The organism is Bradyrhizobium sp. ARR65 (assembly GCF_000472385.1).
Taxonomy (GTDB): domain Bacteria; phylum Pseudomonadota; class Alphaproteobacteria; order Rhizobiales; family Xanthobacteraceae; genus Bradyrhizobium.
Genome location: NZ_AWZU01000001.1, coordinates 1 through 18,236, shown reverse-complemented (window position 1 = coordinate 18,236; position 18,236 = coordinate 1). Strand labels below are relative to the sequence as shown.

Below are 18,236 nucleotides of genomic sequence, written 5' to 3'. Positions count from 1 at the left end.
GCTTGGCCCATTGCGTCACGGGGCCTATAGGCCCTATATAGAGGATAATTCCCGTCATCGTTGATGACCACCGGTTTCGCCTGCGCAACAGGTGGGCGAAGCACAAAGGAGATTTGCCATGAGCAACGCCCCCCTGATGCCCAAGGCGACTGCTGTCTGGTTGCTCGATAATACCGCGCTGACCTTCGACCAGGTCGCCGATTTCACCAAGATGCACCCGCTGGAAGTGCGCGCCATTGCCGACGGCGACGCCGCCCAGGGGATCAAGGGCATGGACCCGATTTCCAACGGCCAGTTGACCCGCGAGGAGATCGAAAAGGGCGAAAGGGACCCGAACTACCGCCTGAGGTTGCAGGAGACCAAGGTAGTCCTGCCACCCCAGGCCAAGCGCAAAGGCCCGCGTTACACGCCCGTGTCGCGCCGCCATGAGCGGCCGAGCGCAATCCTCTGGCTGGTCCGCAACCACCCCGAGCTGAAGGACGCGCAGATCATGCGCCTGGTCGGCACCACCAAGAGCACCATCCAGAGCGTGCGTGACCGCACCCATTGGAATGCCTCCACCCTCACTCCGATGGACCCTGTCACGCTCGGCCTGTGCTCGCAGCTCGAGCTCGATTTCGAGGTGCAGCGCGCCGCCAAGGAGAAGCCGGCAGATGCGGCTTATGCCGGCGCCACTCTGCTGCCAGCTTCCGAGACGACCCGCAAGGAGCCGGAGTTCGAGGGCGCCGAGAAGAAGAGCGACGACCTCAATGTCGATGCGGTGTTCGCGAAGCTGAAAACGCTGGGCGGCAAGAAGCAGGACGAAGAAGAGTAAGGGGCAATCAGCCGTACTTTTTGCGGTCATGCCCCGCGCAAGGCGGGGCATCCAGTACACCGCGGTCTCTCGGCTCGATCACTGGCGTATCTGGAGTACTGGATCACCCGCCTTTGCGGGTGATGACAGGCCAAACACAACCGCGCTCCCATCCCATGAGAGCGCGGCTTTGGAAACTGGCCTCGTCCTTCCCAGGCAATGCCCGCAGCCGGTCTTTGGAGCGCGCCATCCGCGTTCCAACCTTTGTTTTGAGCATGATCTTTTTCGGAAAACCGCACACACTTTTCCGGATCATGCTCTAGCCTAGAACTTGTAAGTGACGCCGCCTGCCACCAGCCATGGATCGATATTCGCACGTCCCAAGACGGGGATGCCGCCGCTAACCGTCGCCGAGTAATTCGGCTGCAGGAACAGCTTTTTGACGTCGAAGTTCAGGCCCCAATGGCGGTCGAACATATAGTCGAAACCAACCTGCACGGCCGCACCGAAGGCGTTGCTGATGTGGAATTGGGTCACCGCGAGTCCGTTCCACGGCACGTTGGCGGCGGTCTGGCTGAAGAACCACGTATAGTTCACGCCGGCGCCGATATAGGGCTTAAACGGCCCCAGATCGGTGAAGTGATACTGCAACGTAAGCGTCGGCGGCAGCAGCCACGACTTGCCGATATCCAGCCCCTCCAAGCTCCCGGTGCCCGTGACGTGGTGCTTGGTCGCGCCCAGGATGAGTTCGGCCGCGATGTTCTTGGTGAAGAAGTAGCTGATGTCGAGTTCAGGGACGACCGAATTGCTGATCGAAAGGCCGGAGTTCGGCGATGACAACGCGGGCACGCCGAGCACGTTGACGTTGCTGCCCGATGCATCGGGAATCACCCCAAGGGCGCGAACGCGAATCATCCAGGGATTCCAGGGCTCAACAGTCGGCGGCGCCTTCTTATAGACCGGCAGGTCAGCAGCCTGCGCCGTCAGCCCAGCCCCGGTGAGCGCCCCGGCAATGACCAGCAGCGACGACGCGCCCAGCATTATTCTCTTCATTTCAGTCCCCATAAGCCGTGTCGCCGCAGGATTTGCGCGACACGGTTTCAGAGCAGGTCTGGGGGCTGAAGGATTTGATCTCAGTCAAACGGCGCCGCAATGCGCCGCGATGTTGCAGGCGCGCAACAACAGCTGCCAATGCGAACGAGTGGCGTCCGAAACGCGATAGGAAACCACCACCACTCTAGTCATGCCCTGCCTTTGCGGGGCACGGCTGAGCGCGTCACTACCCCAACTCAATCTCCTCCGAGATCTCGTGGGTGAGATTGATGCCGCCGAGCGTCAACACCATTTTGGCCGGCAGCTTTTCATGACCCTTGAGGCGACCGCTCGCGATGGCTTCACGCACCGCCTTTTCCATCTCGCGCTGCGAGGTGATGCCGACCTTTTTCAGAAACCTGCGTAAACTCTCGTTGAAGACGTCTTCGTTCATGAAGGCCTCCCGCATCGGTTACGATGAGATCATGATCCGGATCATGATTTCATCTCTTCGTTTGAAAGCAATCTCCGCGCAAACGGTTCGCGTTTGTTAGCTAAGGGAAGACCGGTTTCCACTTTGCGCTGACGCGCCCTTCCGGGTCCGGATCATGCTCTAGTTCGGATGATTCATCATCCATTCGCCGAGGTCGCGCTGCTTCTTGTCGGCGCGCGTGATCGCGTTGCTGCGCTGGACGTCGCGGTCCCTTCGGCAGGCGACATATTGCGGCGAACCAGCGGGGCCGCCATTGGCCCGGCAATAGGTGTCATCGTCCTCGCTGAGGCCCGCCGACATCGGCGCATCATAACGCGAAGCACAGGCGGTGAGCGAGAGGGCGATGAGAGTGAGGGCGATCACACATCGAGACTTCTTCAGTCGCATACAAATTCCTTGCCTTTGGTCCGCCCTCAGTAGCGCAGATTGAGGAATTTGTAAGTCCCTCCGTCATTCCGGGGCGCGCGCTCGCGCGCGAACCCGGAATCTCGAGATTGCGGCGCGAGATTCCGGGTTCGTCGCTGGCGCAAGGCGCCGGAATGACGTCGTGAAAGTCACACCCTGCCCTTTAGCGCAGCGCCGATCTCGTCGAGCACCTTGGGCTCCTCGATGGTGGCCGGCATCGTCCAGGGTTCGCCATCAGCCATCTTCTTGATGGTGCCGCGCAGGATTTTGCCCGAACGCGTCTTCGGCAGACGACCCACTGTGATGGCGAGCTTGAATGCCGCTACCGGCCCTAGCTTCTCACGCACCAGGGCCACGATCTCCTTTTCGATCTCATCCGGCGCGCGCGTCACGCCCGCCTTCAGCACCAGAAAGCCGCACGGCACCTCGCCCTTGATCGCGTCCTTGATGCCGAGCACGGCGCATTCGGCGACATCGGGGTGCGAGGCCAGAATCTCCTCCATGCCGCCGGTCGACAGCCTGTGGCCGGCGACATTGATGATGTCGTCAGTGCGGCCCATCACCCAGACATAGCCGTCCTCGTCCTTGAAGCCGGCATCGGAGGTTTTGTAGTAGCCGGGAAACTCCGATAGATAGGAGTCCTTGAAACGTGCATCCTGCTGCCACAGCGTCGGCAGGCAGCCCGGCGGCATCGGCAGCTTGATCACGATGGAGCCCATGGTGCCCGCGGGCACAGGCTTGGACGCTTCGTCCACGATGTCGACCTGATAACCCGGCATCGGCACAGTCGGCGAGCCATGCTTGACTGGGAGCATACCCAGGCCGACCGGATTGCCGGCGATGCACCAGCCGGTCTCCGTCTGCCACCAATGATCGATCACGGGCACCTTCAATTGCGCCTCCGCCCACTCCACCGTTGGCGGATCCGCGCGCTCGCCGGCGAGGAAGAGCGTGCGGAAGCGCGACAGGTCATACTGCTTGATCAGTCTGCCCTCAGGATCTTCCTTCTTGATGGCGCGAAAGGCCGTCGGCGCGGTGAAGAAGGCAACTGCCTTGTGCTCGCTGATCACGCGCCAGAATGCGCCGGCATCGGGTGTGCCGACCGGCTTGCCCTCATACATGATCGAGGTCGCGCCATGGAATAGCGGGCCATAGACGATGTAGGAATGGCCGACCACCCAGCCAATATCGGAGCCGCACCACCAGACTTCGCCTGGATTGACGCCATAAAGGTTGAACATCGACCATTTCACCGCGACCAGATGCCCGCCATTGTCGCGCACCACACCCTTCGGCACCCCGGTGGTCCCTGAGGTGTAGAGGATGTAGAGCGGATCGGTCGCGAGCACCGGAATGCACGGCGCAGACTTGCCGGCGAGGAGTGCCCTGCGGCGCAGGCTGCTCCAGTCATAGTCGCGACCGGCCGTGAGATCGCAAGGCGATTGCGGGCGCTGCAGGATGATGCAGGCTTGTGGCTGGGTGGATGCGATCTTGATCGCCTCATCCAGAAGCGGCTTGTATTGCACGATGCGGCCGGGCTCGATGCCGCAGCTTGCCGAGAAAATCAGCTTTGGTCTGGCATCGTCGATACGGCTCGCCAGCTCTTTGGCCGCAAAGCCGCCGAACACGACGCTGTGCACCGCACCGATGCGCGCGCAGGCCAGCATCGCCACCACCGCTTCCGGCACCATCGGCATATAAAGGATAACACGGTCGCCCTTGGTAACGCCGAAATCGGACATCACCGCGGCGAGCGTCTGCACCTCCTTGAGGAGCTCGGCATAGGTAAATCTGGTAATGGCATTGGTGAGCGGGGAATCATGGATCAGCGCCGCCTGATCGGCACGTCCATTCGCGACATGACGGTCGAGCGCGTTGTAGCAGGTATTGACGACGGCGCCCGCGAACCAGCGGCCGTAAGTGCCCATGGCGGGGTCGAAGATCTTCTTCGCGGGCTCGATCCAGTCGATATCCTGTGCCGCTTCCGCCCAAAACGCTTCCGGATCGGCAAGCGAGCGGGCATAGACCTCGTGATAGCGGCTCTTTCCCTGAACGTTCATGGCGTCTTCCTCCCGGCCTCTCCTTTCGTCATGGCCGGGCTTGTCCCGGCCATCCACGCTTTCGCCAAAAGCAAGAAAGGCGTGGATGCCCGGGTCAAGCCCGGGCACGACGCATGCGGAGGCTTGGCGATTTTGCGGGCATTGTCACGCGGCGAGCGAACAATTCAAGTCGAAAAGAAATGCTCCGTTCGGCTAACGGCGGAAATGCCCGCGCGTCACTGGGGCAGTTGAACCGGTACGGCAACCGTCCACTTCTCCCGCAAGGAGAGCTGAACGACATGCGCGGACAGAGCTCGCCTTACCGCTCGATCGCGAGCAAATGATCCAGCCGTTCCCGCAACGCCTTCTGCAGGTCGTAACCGGGACGGCCGAAGGCGGCATTGCGCTGTGCGATAAAGTCCGCCTGCTGCCGCTGGAGCTCGTGGGCCGCGCGCGGGTTCTCGGCCGATGCCGCGCGCACCAGCTTGCTGTTCAAAACGTCGATCTGCCGATCAAGATCGGCGAGATCGGGACTGGCGCAGATCGCCCTCTCAACGGGACGGTGGGCGCTTCCACAATTGAAGCTCGGCTTGCCCGCGACGGCCATCTGCGCCCCCAGACGCTCCAGCTCCCGGGCCAGGCGTTTTTAATTGGCTCTTGCCGCGGGGTGATCCGGATTGAGCTTGAGCGCGGCGGCGAAATCGGAGACGGCCTTGGGCCGATCGCCCTTTTTCCACCACAGCTCGCCGCGGGCATTGAAAATATCGGCCAGCGTCGGATCGAGCTGGAGCACGGCGTCGTAATCGGCGATCGCGCGATCGGTCTGATCCTTGCGCGCAAGCACCTCACCGCGCGCGATCAGGGCCTTGAGACGGTCGGCCTTCGCGGTCTTGTCGTTGTCGATCAGGGCGCCGCAGGCGACCATGATCCTGTCCTCGTCATTTCCGGTGATCGCCGCGAGGCAAGGCGCCGGATCGACCGGCGGCACTTTCTCCGCTTCCGTTCCTGTCGCACGCGCGGTCCGGAACCCGGCAGCGCACGGCAGCGAGACAAGCGCCGCAATCAAGATCCAAGCTCTCATCCCAAGCCGCATCGAATCGTCCGCGAATGCGATATTGTCGGGCCAGGCCGCTCGACGGCCGCGCCACTATACATGCGAATTTTGATGTAGATTGCCGCGTCGCTGCTGCAAAGTCGCAGATCTCGGGGTATTTTGCTTGACGACATTCGAATGGATCATCGCATTGCTGCTCGGCGCGGTGGTGCTGTCGGCGCTTGCGCGGCGGGCGTGCGTGCCCTACCCGACATTCCTGGCGGCGGGCGGTGCGCTGCTCGCCTTCGTGCCTGCGAGCCCCTCCTGGACACTGGAGCCTAAGCTCGCATTAGCGCTGTTCGTTGCGCCGGTGCTGATGGATGCCGCCTACGACACCTCGGTGCGGGACCTGCGCCGCAATTGGCTTCCGATTTCGACGCTGGTCGTGGCTGCCGTAGGTGTCACCACCGCGGCCGTGGCCGTGCTGGTGCACTGGTGGCTGCCGGACATGCCGTGGCCGGCCGCGGTCGCGCTCGGCGCCATCGTCGCGCCGCCGGATGCGGCGGCCGCAACCGCCATCCTGCGCCAGGTCAAGCTGCCCTACCGGCTGATGAAAATTCTCGAAGGCGAGAGCCTGCTCAACGACGCCAGCGCGCTCCTGATCTATCGGATTGCCGTGACCGCTTTCGCCATGGAGCATCTGAGCTGGAGCGAGTTTGGGTCATCGGTCGCCCTGGGCCTGCTTGGCAGCGTTGCTGCCGGCTACCTCTGCGGCAGACTTTGGTTTCTGGCCCTGCCCCGCTTTGACGATGCGCCGAGCGCGATCATCCTGCAATTCGTCGGCGTCTTCACGGTCTGGATCGTGGCCGAGCATCTCGGGCTGTCAGGCATTTTGACCATTGTCGTCTACGCAATCGTCCTCGCCCGCACCGCACCTGCGCGGACGCCGGCGCGTTTGCGCGTGCCGACCTATGCGGTCTGGGAAACCGCGGTGTTCATCCTCAACGTGCTGGCCTTCATTCTGATCGGCATGCAGCTACGCCCGATCTGGACGCGGCTCGACGATGCGGTGCGGCTGCAATATTCTGAAGTTGCAGCTTCGGCGCTCGCGGCAGTGATTCTCGCCCGCATCGTCTGGATCGCAATCTATGGCACGAGCCTGCGCGCGCTGGTCGCGCAAGGCTGGCTCCGCGCGGGCAGAAGCTTCAGGCTGCCGACACTGAAGGGCGGCATGATTGTGTCCTGGTGCGGCATGCGCGGCATTGTCACGCTCGCGGCGGCCTTCGCGCTGCCGGAGGGCTTCCCCTATCGCGATCTGATCCTGCTGACCGCCTTTGCCGTCGTGCTCGGATCGCTGATCATTCAGGGCCTGACGCTGCGGCCGCTGATCCTGGCGCTGCAGTTGAAGGAAGATGATTTCATGGCAGGCGAAGTGGCCTACGCGCGCGGCGCGGCCTATCGCGCGGCGCTCGAAGAGATCGAGGGCGATCCTTCCGAGGAAGCCGAGCTTTTGCGGCTCGAATATCGCGGCCTCCTGCTGCAGGCCGACGGCGATCCCAATGGCGGCCTTGCGACGGGCGAGCTGCCCGCCGATCCGCTGCGACGGCGTGCGATCGCAGCCGCGCGGGACGCGATCTTGCGCCTGCGGGAATCGGAGGCGATCGGCGACGACGCTTTCCATCAGATCGAGGAGGAACTCGACCGGGCCGAGCTTGGCGCGCACGGCTGACGAGGCTTCACGCCCTGCAGGTCAGACCGCCGTCGACCACGAGCTCAATGCCGGTGATGTAGCGGGACTCGTCGGAGGCCAGGAACAGCGCGGCATTGGCGACATCCCAGGCGTCGCCCATGTGGCCCATCGGTACCTGCGCGTCGCGGGCGCGCCACATCGCGTCCACATCGCCCTTCGCGTAGCTTTGCGCGAGCCCGGCGGAATGCTCGACCATCGGCGTCTTCATCAGGCCAGGCAGAATGGCGTTAACGCGGACGTGCTTGCTCGCGAACTCGACCGCGGTGGTGCGCGTCATCTGGTTCATCGCCGCCTTGCTGGCGCCGTAGCTGACATAGGAGATGCCGACATGGCGGATCGAGGCGATCGATGAAATGTTGATGATGGAGCCGCCGCCCTGGGCCACCATGACCGGGATCACGTGCTTCATGGCGAGATAGGCGCTCTTCAGATTGATCGCGAAGACGCGGTCCCATTCCGCCTCGGTCACATCGACCACGCTGCCCATTTCCGCGATGCCGACATTGTTGTGCAGCACGTCGATGCGGCCGTAAGCCTTGAGACAGGCGGCAACCATCGCCTCGACCTCGCCGGCGCGGGAGACGTCGGCGGTGAACGCGCTCGCCTTGCCGCCTTCGCCGGCGATGATTTTGGCGGTCTCCTCGGCTGCCGCGGCGTTGCGGTCGACGCAGAGCACCAGCGCGCCCTCGCGTGCAAAAGTGACCGCAGTCGCCTTGCCGTTGCCCCAGCCCGGGCCGATCGAGCCGGCGCCCACCACCAGTGCCACCTTGCCCTTGAGCCGATCCATCGCGAACTCCCCTTGTCGTTTCTGCTTATCGGACGCGCATGCCATTCGCTTAACGGGCACGCCAGGTCAAGCCGCTCGAATGACGCGCCCTTGGTTCGCTTTCGCTACTAGCAAGAGCGGGCTTCACTGCGTAGTCTGGCGCGCGCGAATGCCGGCCTCGAAGAACGCCGGCCATCCGGGAGAACGCCATAATGCAATTCAATCGCTTTGTCCGCGTATCATTTTCAGCCGCAATGCTGCTCTGCGGCTCCAGCCTGCTGACCTCAGCTCTTGCAAAACCCTTCATGATCGTCGGGCTCGACGAGAAGACGGTGTGGGATGACGACGGCAAGCCGATCCTCTCAGCGCCCGGCAAGGACCAGGTGCTGATCGTCGACCTCGCCAATCCGGAGAGCCCGAAAATCGTCGCGAGCCTGCCCTTGAAGAACTCCGTGGTCGGACCGCCGGTCAATGTCGACATCGACCCCTCAGGCTCGGTTGCGCTGGTCGCCGACTCCGTCGACGTCGTTAAGGAGGGCGAAGCGCTGAAACAAGTGCCGGACAACAAGATCTATGTCATAGATCTCAAGGCGAGCCCACCCAAGCTCGCCGCGACCATTACCGGCGGCAAGCAGCCCTCAGGCCTGAGCTTCAGCCCGGACGGGAAAATGGCACTGGTCGCCAACCGCGCCGACAACTCCATCAGCGTGCTCTCGGTCAACGGCACCGACGTCAAGGTCACCGACACGGTGCAGATGCCGGACAGCGTCTCGCATGTGGTGTTCACACCCGACGGCAAGCGGGCACTGGTGACGCGCTTTCCCGCGCATAAGCTCTCCGTGCTCGATATCGCGGGCGGCAAGGTGACCTACAGCAAGATCGACCTGCCGACCGGACAATGGCCCTATAACGTCGTGGTGTCGCCCAATGGCAAGCTCGCGCTGACATCGGACAATGGCGGCGCAGGCTCCTCCGACGGCAGCGTCGATACCACGAGCGTGGTCGACCTCGAGGCCAATCCGCCGCGCATCATCGATCGCGTCGTGGTCGGCGACGGGCCGGAAGGGCTCGCGATAAGCCCGAAGGGCGATCTCGCGGTCGCCGCCATCCTGCGCGGCTCCAACATGAAGAAAGCGTTCTTCTATCACAAGGACGGCAGCCTCTCGATCCTGAAGATCGACGGCAAGAAGGTGACCAAGACCCAGGACATCGAGGTCGGCGGATTGCCGGAGGCCGTCGTGTTCACGCCGGACGGCAAATACCTTTTGGCCGGCAACTTCCTGAGCAACGATTTTTCGATCCTGAAGGTCAACGGCACCAAGGTCACCGACACCGGCAAGCGTTTCCAGGTCCCCGGCCATCCCGCCTCGGCCCGGATGGGACATTGACGAAGATACGGATGTCGCGAGTGCACCTCGCCCCGCTTGCGAGGAGAGGTCGGATCGCGAAGAAATCCGGGTGAGGGGGCACTCTCCGCGAGCTCAGTGCTTGGATGGAGCCCCTCACCCCGACCCACTCCCCGCGAAATGCGGGGAGTGGGAGAACTTCGTCCTTCGCATCAAAACAAATCATGTTCCGACGCGCGCCTTCAGCTCCTCACTGGAAGGTCATATCCAGACATTTCGAGATGTCGGAGCCGAGCCCCGAAGAAATCGTGATGCAGCCGCGCACCTTCTGCTGCGTGGTATCGGCGGCCCAGATCGAGTAGCCGCCCTGGCCGAAGAACGAATTGGTGTTCGGCGGCTCGGTCTCGGTGGCGTCGAATGCGTAATGAGAATCGGTATCGAATATCCGCGGCTTCTTGCTGCAACTGCCGTCGGTCTGCACGTTGATGACTTCCTTGTTGTCGCGCGTCAGCGCGAGCGAAACCTGGCAGCGATAATATTCAGACGTCCTGGTGTTGAAGATATAGGTGTAGGACTTGCACGTGGCGGTGTTGAGTTTCCCCGGGGCAAGCCCTCGGCTGCACGAGATCCGCTGATTGTTGGCGAGCTTGAACAATTCGTCCGCCTTGGCCGCGGCGACCAGCGTCGAAAACGCCAACAGGGCCCCTCCTGAAACTCTTATGACGTGGTTCATTCGAATCATCCCAATCATCTGCTTTTGTCGAATTGTCTTAAAGGAAATGCGGAAGATAGTCGCGAGGCAACCAACGGGAAATCACAAACTCATCCGCGACGCGTGATGCTGGCGATGACCGATTGTGATGACCGCGTCATGTTGACGCCATGACGGCGTTCGCGATTTGTTCAAAACGAACGCAGGCCTCGGGGATGGGAGAACGATCATGATGCGATTTGCGACAAAGGCGTTTCTCGGCGCCCTCGCGTTGAGTGCAACGGTAGCGGCCGCGTTGGCCCAGGCCTCGGCGCCGACGCCCTGGGAGCTCAAGCACGACACGGGTTATGCCTATAGCAAGGACGGCAAGCTGCTCACCTACAAGATGGGCACCAACAACGCGGGCCTGCTCTTCAAGGGCGCGAGGAAGGTGCCGAAAGGCACGCTGTTCTTCATCGGCCAGAATGGGCAGCTCTATATGCGTACCGGGCCCTATCTCGAAAGCGACGGCACCTTCATGTTCGGATCAGATTAAGTCTTCCAGCCGGGACGACGGGGATACTAAAACGCGGCAGCCAATTCCTTCGCGCCGGCTTGTTTGCTGTTGGCGTCCATCCGCGCATCGGTGACCGCAAGCAGCTTTGCCACCGTGTTGTGGCGGATCGCCACCGGGTTGCGCTCATAACCGCTCCGCTGGAAGAAATTCGAGGTCGGCACCTGTTCCCGCATGATTTGCGGCATGGTCACCATGTCGAACCCGGTGCCGTCGCCGGTGAGATTCATCATCTCGAGCTCGGCGGCCGTGAGCGGACGCATATAGCCTTTCTCGCGCGCGAAGATCACCGAGGTCAAAAGCTTGTGGGTCTGCAGCATCGGGCCGACATCGATGTCGAGCACCATCGCGTGCAGCGCCCAGCCCTGCGGGCTATCGCCGATCTTCGCATGCGCCGACCAATCATCTGGCACCGAGCGCGCCAAGGCCACCATCTTCTTCAGCACCGCAAGCTTGTGGTCCATCACTTGCCGCGCGGGACCGGACAGATTGGCGGCCTTCTGCGCCAAGGCCTTGATGAAGCCGGGGCCCTGCTCGGCCAAGAGTTCGACGGTGTTGGTGGTGAGCAACTGGTTGTAGCCGATCGCGGTCGATACCGCGCGCGAGCCGTGGATCAGGCCCGACTGCGAGTCATGCCTGCCGTCGCCGCCGGTCTCGAAGGCATAGACCCGCACCGCCTGCTCGCGCGTGAGCCCCGAGGCCGAGGCAAAGCGGGCATAGGCGCGCTTGAACTCCATCTCGGTGGTAGGCCGCTGCGGTGCCCATTGGAAATACTCGGAAGCCGCTCTCAGCAGGTCAGCCATGACAGGAATCTGTTTGCGCGGACGCTCCGGCGCCTCCGGCTCGATCTCCGGCGCCGGGTTCACCGGCCGCTTCGGACCGGTATAGACCGGCGGCTGGGTCAGCACGTAATCGTCAAGCGTGATCTCTTGATGATCGCGCCGCTTGGCGTTGCGACCGCGGCGCTTCTCGGCGATCAGGTTCCAATAGGCATCCGCCTCCTGCTCAAAGACGTTGCGGGCCTCGAGATATTCCTTGAGCTTGCGGCGATAGTCGAGGATGACCTCAGGCGGGACCGCCTGCGCCATGGCGCCGGCGACAGCCGGCGGGAGGGAACCGGAATCAACTGCAAAGGCCGGAACGGCCAACAGAGGCAGAGCGAGCGCGACGGCGAAAAGGCGGAGACGAATCATTCGGTGATGCATGCCGTCGGTTGTAGCGCAAACCAAGGCTACTTCCAGGCAAACACCGGCTGTTCCAGCTCGGCAACCCGGGTCTGGCGCCCGGCCAGCAGCTCGCGAAATTGATAGATCATGGCCGCGGTTGGGGCGTGGATCAGCCGGCCTTCGTAGTGAAAGCGGATCACCCGCCGCGTGCTTTCAGGGATGGTGACGAAATCGAAGGCGTCCGCGCGCTCGATCGTGTCAAGCGCAATCTCGTGCACGGAAGCGACCTCCTGCGCATTCGGCGAGATCGCCTGCCCGCCATCCGCCCACACCACCACCGGCGTGATCAGATAGCCGGAGCGGGTCGGATAATCGTCGAGCAGGCCGAGCACCGCAGCAGCCGTCAGTGTCAGCCCGAGCTCTTCGTTGAGTTCGCGCAAGCCCGCCTCGATCGGCGTCTCGCCGGCATCGCATCGCCCGCCCGGCAATGCCCATTGCGCGCGATGCGCCCGCAGACCCGCGGCGCGACGCGTCAGCAGGAAGCTCGTCTCGCTCGCCTCATTCGCGCCCGTGAGCGCGATCACGACGGCGGCGCGCTTCAGCCCGGGCGCTGAATCGACCGGCGCCGCTCGCGCGAACGCGGCGCAGAGCGCGGCGATATTCCGCCGCGTGGTATCAGTGAACGGTCTCATGGCGCTTGACTACATCAGTCCGGCATTCGATGAAACGACCGCGCTGAGATCTGAGAAACGGAAATTCGAAATGACCGACCGGGCCGTCGCGGCAAAACTCAAATCCGACGGCTGGTCCCTTGTCGAAGCAACCGGATTCATCCAGCTCGTCGGCCCGCTCTGGCAACGTGTCGTCGACGGCGAGTATGAATACGCGCTCCACACCGAAGACAAGCATCACAACCGCCGCGGCCTGGTGCAGGGGGGCGTGCTGATGACATTTGCCGACCGCACCTGCGGCATGACCGCGCGCTTCGTCACCGGCAAGCCGATGCTCGCGACGGTGCAACTCGACGTGCATTTTGTCGAGGCCGGCAAGATCGGCGAAATCCTGATCTCCCGGCCCCGCGTGGTGCGCTCGACGCGCAGCCTGATCTTCATCCGGACGGAGGTCACGGTCGATGAGCGTTGCATCGCCATGGCCAATGGCGTGTTCAAGATTTTGAAGAGCGAGTAGATTTTGAGCACGTCGGGCGATGCTTCGCATCGCCCCGGAATGACGGTACGTTTGCCTCGCGCCAAGGAGGAATGACATCCATGCAATACCGCCAGCTCGGCCGCAGCGGCCTGAAGGTTTCGCCGATTTGCCTGGGCACCATGATGTTCGGCGGGCCCACGGATGAGGCAACATCGCAGCGGATCATCGCGAAGGCGCGCGAGGCCGGCGTCAACTTCATCGACACGGCGGATGCCTACAACAAGGGCGCGTCCGAAGAGGTGGTCGGCCGCGCCATCGCCAACGACCGGCAAAGCTGGGTCCTCGCCACCAAGCTCGCCAACCCCATGGGCGAGGATCCAAATCGCGGGGGACTGTCGCGGCGCTGGGTGTTGCAGGCGGCGGACGAGAGCCTCAAGCGGCTCGGCACCGACTGGATCGACATCTACTACCTGCACAAGGAAGATCACGCGACGCCGCTGGAAGAGACTGTGCGGGCGATGGGCGAGCTGATGCGCGCCGGCAAAGTGCGCTATTTCGGCGTCTCCAACTATCGCGCCTGGCGCGTCGCCGAAATCTGCAACATCTGCGACCGGCTCGGCATCGACCGCCCCGTCGCGAGCCAGCCCTATTACAACGCGATGAACCGGATGCCGGAGGTGGAGCACTTTCCGGCCTGCGGCTATTACGGGCTGGGCATCGTGGCCTATAGCCCGCTCGCGCGCGGCGTGTTGACCGGCAAATACAAGCCGGACGCCGCGCCCGACAAGGACACGCGCGCGGGGCGCAACGACACCCGCATGATGCAGACGGAATGGCGGCCCGAATCCTTGAAGCTCGCGCAGGAGATCAAGCAGCACGCGGAGGGCAAAGGCATCACCGCCGGCCAATTCGCCGTCGCCTGGGTGCTGAACTCTGCATTCGTGAGTTCGGTGATCGCCGGCCCTCGCACCGAACAACAATGGGACGACTACATCCGCGCGCTCGATTACAGATTCACGGCGGACGACGAGGCGCTGATCGATCGGCTCGTGGTGACAGGCCACCCTTCGACGCCCGGCTACAACGATCCGGCCTATCCGATCGAGGGAAGGCGGGCGCGCACGGGCTGAGCGATACCAGCAGCCGCGCCGATGACGCACGGCCTGGACGGGACGCCGCTCTCGCCGTTGCGCATGTGTATTTCGGAAGAGATTACCGGGACTTACCTGTCGTTCGCGCCGTCGATGAGAGAAGCGGCGTAAACGGGGAAGGACAATGATTACTGCCCCGGAATCGCCCAAAGTCGTGCTATTGAAGGCATGATTTGGCCGCAGTCCCCGAGCGGGGTCGTGCGGGCGATAGGCGGGGTATTTGATCCATACATGACCGAGAGGCGTATTGGACTGCGCTTGTTCAAGCTTCGGCCCGCTCGCAGCGGCATCGTCGCGGTGCTCTGCCGGCGGGCGTGGGCGATCGCGGGCATTTGCTTTGTGACGACATCCTTTGCTCAGTCGCTGCCTGATGAAGTCGATCCGGATATCGATCTTTACGCGCTCATGTCCGGCACGTGCAGCACGCTGAAAATCGGCGGGCACGATTTCACGTGCAAGACCGTCGCCTATTTTCATAGCGAGAAGGGGCGCGCCGATTTTACCGTGCCGCTCGACGATCCCGCCGACGAAAGTCACGTGATCTCGTTCTCCGGCGAGAACGGCCACCGCACGCAGGCAAACCTTTACCTGCTGGCGATCGACCGCATGCTGCTGAAATCCAAGGAACGGCCGAAGGTCGATGGCCTGCCGGTACCGGCCGTGCAATCCTCCTCGGGTCTGTGCAAGCAGGTCGGCAATTTCGCGGCCGGACAGGTCTCCAGCATCTCCTGCTCGGCCACCGACGACGCCGGCAAGACCTATCAACTGCAATTCGAATCCGACGGCTCGCCGATCACGATACGGCGCGTCAGGCAGTCCGCGCCGACAATCAAGCAGGACCCGTATCGCTGAGGGATGAGCCCTCCTCGGCCTGTAATCTTGCATACCCTCAAAATCGACGCCGGCCCCTCAGGATCTCGAGGACGGCGGCCACAACAGTTGCCGCTCGCCGGCCGCGACGCGGGCGAGGTCGGCGGAGGCGCGCGCGATGACGCCCTCCCACGCGCGCGGCTTCTCCTGGCGGAAAAGCCGCATGGTCGGATACCAGGGGCTATCCTCGCGGTCCCGCAGCCAACGCCAATCGAGCGCATAGGGCAGCAGCAGCCAGACCGGACGGCCGAGCGCGCCCGCGAGATGCGCAACCGACGTATCGACAGCGATGACGAGATCGAGCGCCGCAACTGCGGCCGCGGTATCGGCGAAATCGCCAAGCGCCGGCGCGAGATCAATGATGTCGGCGCCAAGCGCCGCCATAGCCGGCGCATCCGCAGCGCGCGTCTCCTTCTGCAGGCTGAAGAGCTGCGCGCCCGGCGTGACCAGCCGCGGCAGCAGCTCATCCGCCGGCAGCGAACGCTGCCGATCGCCCTTGTGCAGCGGATTGCCGGCCCAGACCACGCCGACCCTCAACGAGGTTGAGCAGCCAAGGGCCTGCCGCCACTTCGCGAGCCTTTCCCCATCGGGATGCAGATAGGGAACGGCGGCCGGGATTGTATCGAGCTCCGTGCCGAACACGCGCGGCAGACCCATCAAGGGCAGTTGCAGATCGACCGGCGGCAGCGCCTCGCCGCGGGAGACGACGGTCACACCTCGCATGTCGCGCAACAGCGGCACCAGCGGAGGCTGGACCTGCAGCACGACCGGGCCGCCGATCCCCATGACCATCGGCAGGTAGCGCACGAGCTGCAGCGCGTCGCCCAGCCCATATTCGGAGAACAACAAAAGCGTGCGGCCCTCGAGCGGCTCGCCCTGCCATTCCGGCTGGTTGAACGCGGGATAGTGGTGAGACCACAGCTTGCATTTGCGGCCCCACTGAAACTCTTCGAAGCCGTTCTTGAGGTCGCCGTTCATCAAGAGGAAATGCGCATGATTATATCGCGCCAGCGGCTGATCCGGATCGAGCGTAATCGCCAGATGCGACACCCGGAGTGCTTCATCGAGCTCGCCCGCGCTGCGCAGCGAAACCGCCAGATTGGCATGGCCCTTGGCAAAGGCGGGGTCGACCTCGATGGCGCGGCGATGCGCGGCGACCGCTGCCTCGATGTCGCCCCTCGCCTCCAGGATGATGCCGCGATTGGTGTGCGCCATTGCATAGTCAGGCTTGAGTGCGATCGCGAGCTCGACCGCCATCATGGCCTCGTCGAGCTCACCGAGCTCGCAAAGACAGGCCGCAAGATTGCTCAGGATGACGTGGTCGCCGGGATCGAGGGCTGTCTGCCGATAGACCTGCGCCGCCTCCTCCAGGCGTCCCGCCTCATGCAGCGTCAGGCCCAACAGCCGCAGCGCGTCGACATCGTCCGGCGCCAGCTCGATCGCGCGGCGGTAATGGCTGATGGCGTCCTCGAGCCGACCTTGCTGATAGAGCGCCGCGCCGAGATTGCGCTCTAGGCCGGCATCGCCGGGATCGGCTGACAGCGCCCGGCGATAGGCGTCAACCGCCTCCTCGAGCTTGCCTTGATCGGAGAGAACGTTGCCGAGGTTGAGCCAGGCGCCGCGGTAGTGCGGATCGCGCGCGAGCACGGCGCGGTAGGCTTGCTCGGCCTCAGAGAACCGGGTTTGGCCGGCGAGCGCGACGGCGAGGTTGAAACGTGCGCGGGTCAGTTCGGGATCGAGCGCAAGCGCGCGGCGCAAACTGCCTTCGGCTTGTTCAAAGCGCGACAGATCGCATAAGGACGCGCCGAGCTTGGCGTGCAGGCCGGCATCCTGCGGCTGCAGCAGCACCGCTCGCTCGAACGCCGTCGCCGCGCCCTCCTGCTCGCCTTTCACCGCGAGCGCATCGCCGAGCGTGGCGAGCGCCGGCGCATGGTCGGGCGCGAGACTGAAGACGCGAGCGAGCAGCTTTGCGCCCTCGGCCGCGCGATCGCTGACGAAGGCAATGACGGCGGAGAGGTGCAGCGCCGGAACGTGATCCGGATGCAGGTCGAGGATGTCGGCGCAGAGCGCGCCGGCCTGCTCCGCCCGGCCCGCGTCATAGTGTTCGACCGCCTCTAGCAGTTTCCGATCGACCGCTGCTTGTCCCACAATATCCCTCTTCACCAGACCTCGCAGATGGAAGTTAAACGGATGACCGCGGCTATTCAGGCAGCCCAGCTCGATGACGGCCGTCTTGAAGGATGGCCCACACCAGGGTGGAAGCCAGGGGCCGGCAGTCTCGCGGCGCGCTTCGCGCCCGAGCTTTGCATCATCTTCGTCCCTCTAGAAATAAAGAGGGCGCAGGGAAGGCCGGGTGGCCGCTGCACCCGGGGCCCTCGCGCCAAGAAACTTGCGCAAAGGGCGCGTGACCGCAGGTACAGGCGGAGACACTCCGGCCTTCCCTGCGCGAGTGGTTTACGGCTTACTCCGCGCTCTCCCCGGTGAACCAGCTTGTTTGCCACCGTCATCGGCGCGATGCGCAAAGCATCGTCGCCAACTTGGCGCCTGCATGGGCGCGCCAGGACCACACGACTTCGCCGTCCGCGCCTGTGCCGCTCGTCTCTCGGCACCGCCGCGTCCACCGCATTCCGCACCACGTTCGTGACGACGCGTAACGCCCCTTGTATCCAAGAAAACTGTCAGAATGCGCGAACGGGCGGTTCTCGGAAAACCGCCCGTCGCTGGAACTGAGCCCGTTACGCCCCAAAGGCGCAGAGCCTGTTGATCAGAGCGAGGGACAGCTCCGGNGGTCTTCCCAACCCGAACAGTTGCANGGGCTTCGAGCCCGTATCGAGCAAGGAAGGGAGTGGATGATGGCACAAAATCAGAGCGGTGTCGTCGGCATCGACGTGGCCAAGGACAAGGTGGATGCCTGCATTCGCAGCGTCACATTGCGGCAAACATTCCCGAACACCGCACAGGGTCATCGCAGGCTGGTG

The 18,236-nt window shown here is 63.5% G+C and carries 16 protein-coding genes and 1 pseudogene; 7 read left to right on the top strand and 10 right to left on the bottom strand.

The features are described 5' to 3' along the window. Positions 1-118 precede the first annotated feature (118 nt). A complete protein-coding gene (locus F758_RS0100090; protein ID WP_024505927.1) occupies positions 119-814 on the top strand; it encodes a DUF1013 domain-containing protein in 696 nt (231 codons plus the stop codon). Positions 815-1,117: 303 nt separating this feature from the next. Here the strand turns inward: F758_RS0100090 and F758_RS0100085 are convergent, their stop codons facing one another. The 5 genes and pseudogenes from F758_RS0100085 to F758_RS43065 form a co-directional block, all read right to left on the bottom strand. Further along, positions 1,118-1,846: an OmpW/AlkL family protein gene (locus F758_RS0100085; protein WP_024505926.1), complete on the bottom strand. Its 729-nt coding sequence runs from the start codon at positions 1,844-1,846 to the stop codon at positions 1,118-1,120. Positions 1,847-2,072: 226 nt separating this feature from the next. After that, entirely contained in the window at positions 2,073-2,279 is a 207-nt protein-coding gene (locus F758_RS0100080; protein ID WP_024505925.1) for a DUF6494 family protein, read from the bottom strand. A gap of 159 nt (positions 2,280-2,438) precedes the next feature. Next, entirely contained in the window at positions 2,439-2,705 is a 267-nt protein-coding gene (locus F758_RS0100075; protein ID WP_024505924.1) for a hypothetical protein, read from the bottom strand. Positions 2,706-2,872: 167 nt separating this feature from the next. Beyond that, positions 2,873-4,783, bottom strand: coding sequence for a propionyl-CoA synthetase (locus F758_RS0100070; protein WP_024505923.1), 1,911 nt, complete (start codon positions 4,781-4,783; stop codon positions 2,873-2,875). Between the two features lie 298 nt (positions 4,784-5,081). Next, positions 5,082-5,843, bottom strand: a pseudogene (locus tag F758_RS43065) (tetratricopeptide repeat protein). 136 nt (positions 5,844-5,979) lie between these two features. Here F758_RS43065 and F758_RS0100060 point away from each other — a divergent pair. Then, the gene (locus F758_RS0100060) at positions 5,980-7,524 is read left to right on the top strand and encodes a cation:proton antiporter (protein WP_024505922.1); all 1,545 of its coding nucleotides are present in this window, start codon (positions 5,980-5,982) and stop codon (positions 7,522-7,524) included. Positions 7,525-7,531: 7 nt separating this feature from the next. On the opposite strand, the gene F758_RS0100055 is transcribed toward F758_RS0100060, so the two are convergent. Beyond that, positions 7,532-8,332 carry an SDR family NAD(P)-dependent oxidoreductase gene (locus tag F758_RS0100055; protein WP_024505921.1) on the bottom strand — a complete coding sequence of 267 codons (801 nt, stop codon included), beginning with the start codon at positions 8,330-8,332 and terminating at the stop codon, positions 7,532-7,534. A 191-nt stretch (positions 8,333-8,523) separates the two neighbouring features. Here F758_RS0100055 and F758_RS0100050 point away from each other — a divergent pair, with 191 nt between their 5' ends. Continuing rightward, entirely contained in the window at positions 8,524-9,699 is a 1,176-nt protein-coding gene (locus F758_RS0100050; protein ID WP_024505920.1) for a YncE family protein, read from the top strand. A 208-nt stretch (positions 9,700-9,907) separates the two neighbouring features. Here the strand turns inward: F758_RS0100050 and F758_RS0100045 are convergent, their stop codons facing one another. Beyond that, complete coding sequence (locus F758_RS0100045; RefSeq protein WP_502689112.1) at positions 9,908-10,399, bottom strand: hypothetical protein; 492 nt, start codon at positions 10,397-10,399, stop codon at positions 9,908-9,910. A 202-nt stretch (positions 10,400-10,601) separates the two neighbouring features. Here F758_RS0100045 and F758_RS0100040 point away from each other — a divergent pair, with 202 nt between their 5' ends. Continuing rightward, positions 10,602-10,904 (top strand): hypothetical protein, encoded by a 303-nt coding sequence (locus F758_RS0100040; RefSeq protein WP_024505918.1) that lies wholly within the window; start codon positions 10,602-10,604, stop codon positions 10,902-10,904. 26 nt (positions 10,905-10,930) lie between these two features. Here the strand turns inward: F758_RS0100040 and F758_RS0100035 are convergent, their stop codons facing one another. Then, complete coding sequence (locus F758_RS0100035; RefSeq protein ID WP_024505917.1) at positions 10,931-12,127, bottom strand: hypothetical protein; 1,197 nt, start codon at positions 12,125-12,127, stop codon at positions 10,931-10,933. Between the two features lie 26 nt (positions 12,128-12,153). Then, complete coding sequence (locus tag F758_RS0100030; RefSeq protein ID WP_024505916.1) at positions 12,154-12,780, bottom strand: NUDIX hydrolase; 627 nt, start codon at positions 12,778-12,780, stop codon at positions 12,154-12,156. A 70-nt stretch (positions 12,781-12,850) separates the two neighbouring features. On the opposite strand from F758_RS0100030, the gene F758_RS0100025 reads away from it, so the two are divergent. The 3 genes from F758_RS0100025 (at position 12,851) to F758_RS0100015 (ending at position 15,240) form a co-directional block, all read left to right on the top strand. Further along, positions 12,851-13,276 (top strand): PaaI family thioesterase, encoded by a 426-nt coding sequence (locus F758_RS0100025; RefSeq protein ID WP_024505915.1) that lies wholly within the window; start codon positions 12,851-12,853, stop codon positions 13,274-13,276. An 80-nt stretch (positions 13,277-13,356) separates the two neighbouring features. Next, a complete protein-coding gene (locus F758_RS0100020; protein ID WP_024505914.1) occupies positions 13,357-14,367 on the top strand; it encodes an aldo/keto reductase in 1,011 nt (336 codons plus the stop codon). Positions 14,368-14,619: 252 nt separating this feature from the next. After that, positions 14,620-15,240, top strand: a complete 621-nt coding sequence (locus F758_RS0100015; protein WP_024505913.1) for a hypothetical protein — start codon at positions 14,620-14,622, stop codon at positions 15,238-15,240. A 57-nt stretch (positions 15,241-15,297) separates the two neighbouring features. On the opposite strand, the gene F758_RS0100010 is transcribed toward F758_RS0100015, so the two are convergent. Then, entirely contained in the window at positions 15,298-17,421 is a 2,124-nt protein-coding gene (locus F758_RS0100010; RefSeq protein ID WP_245286384.1) for a tetratricopeptide repeat protein, read from the bottom strand. Between the last annotated feature and the right edge of the window lie 815 nt (positions 17,422-18,236).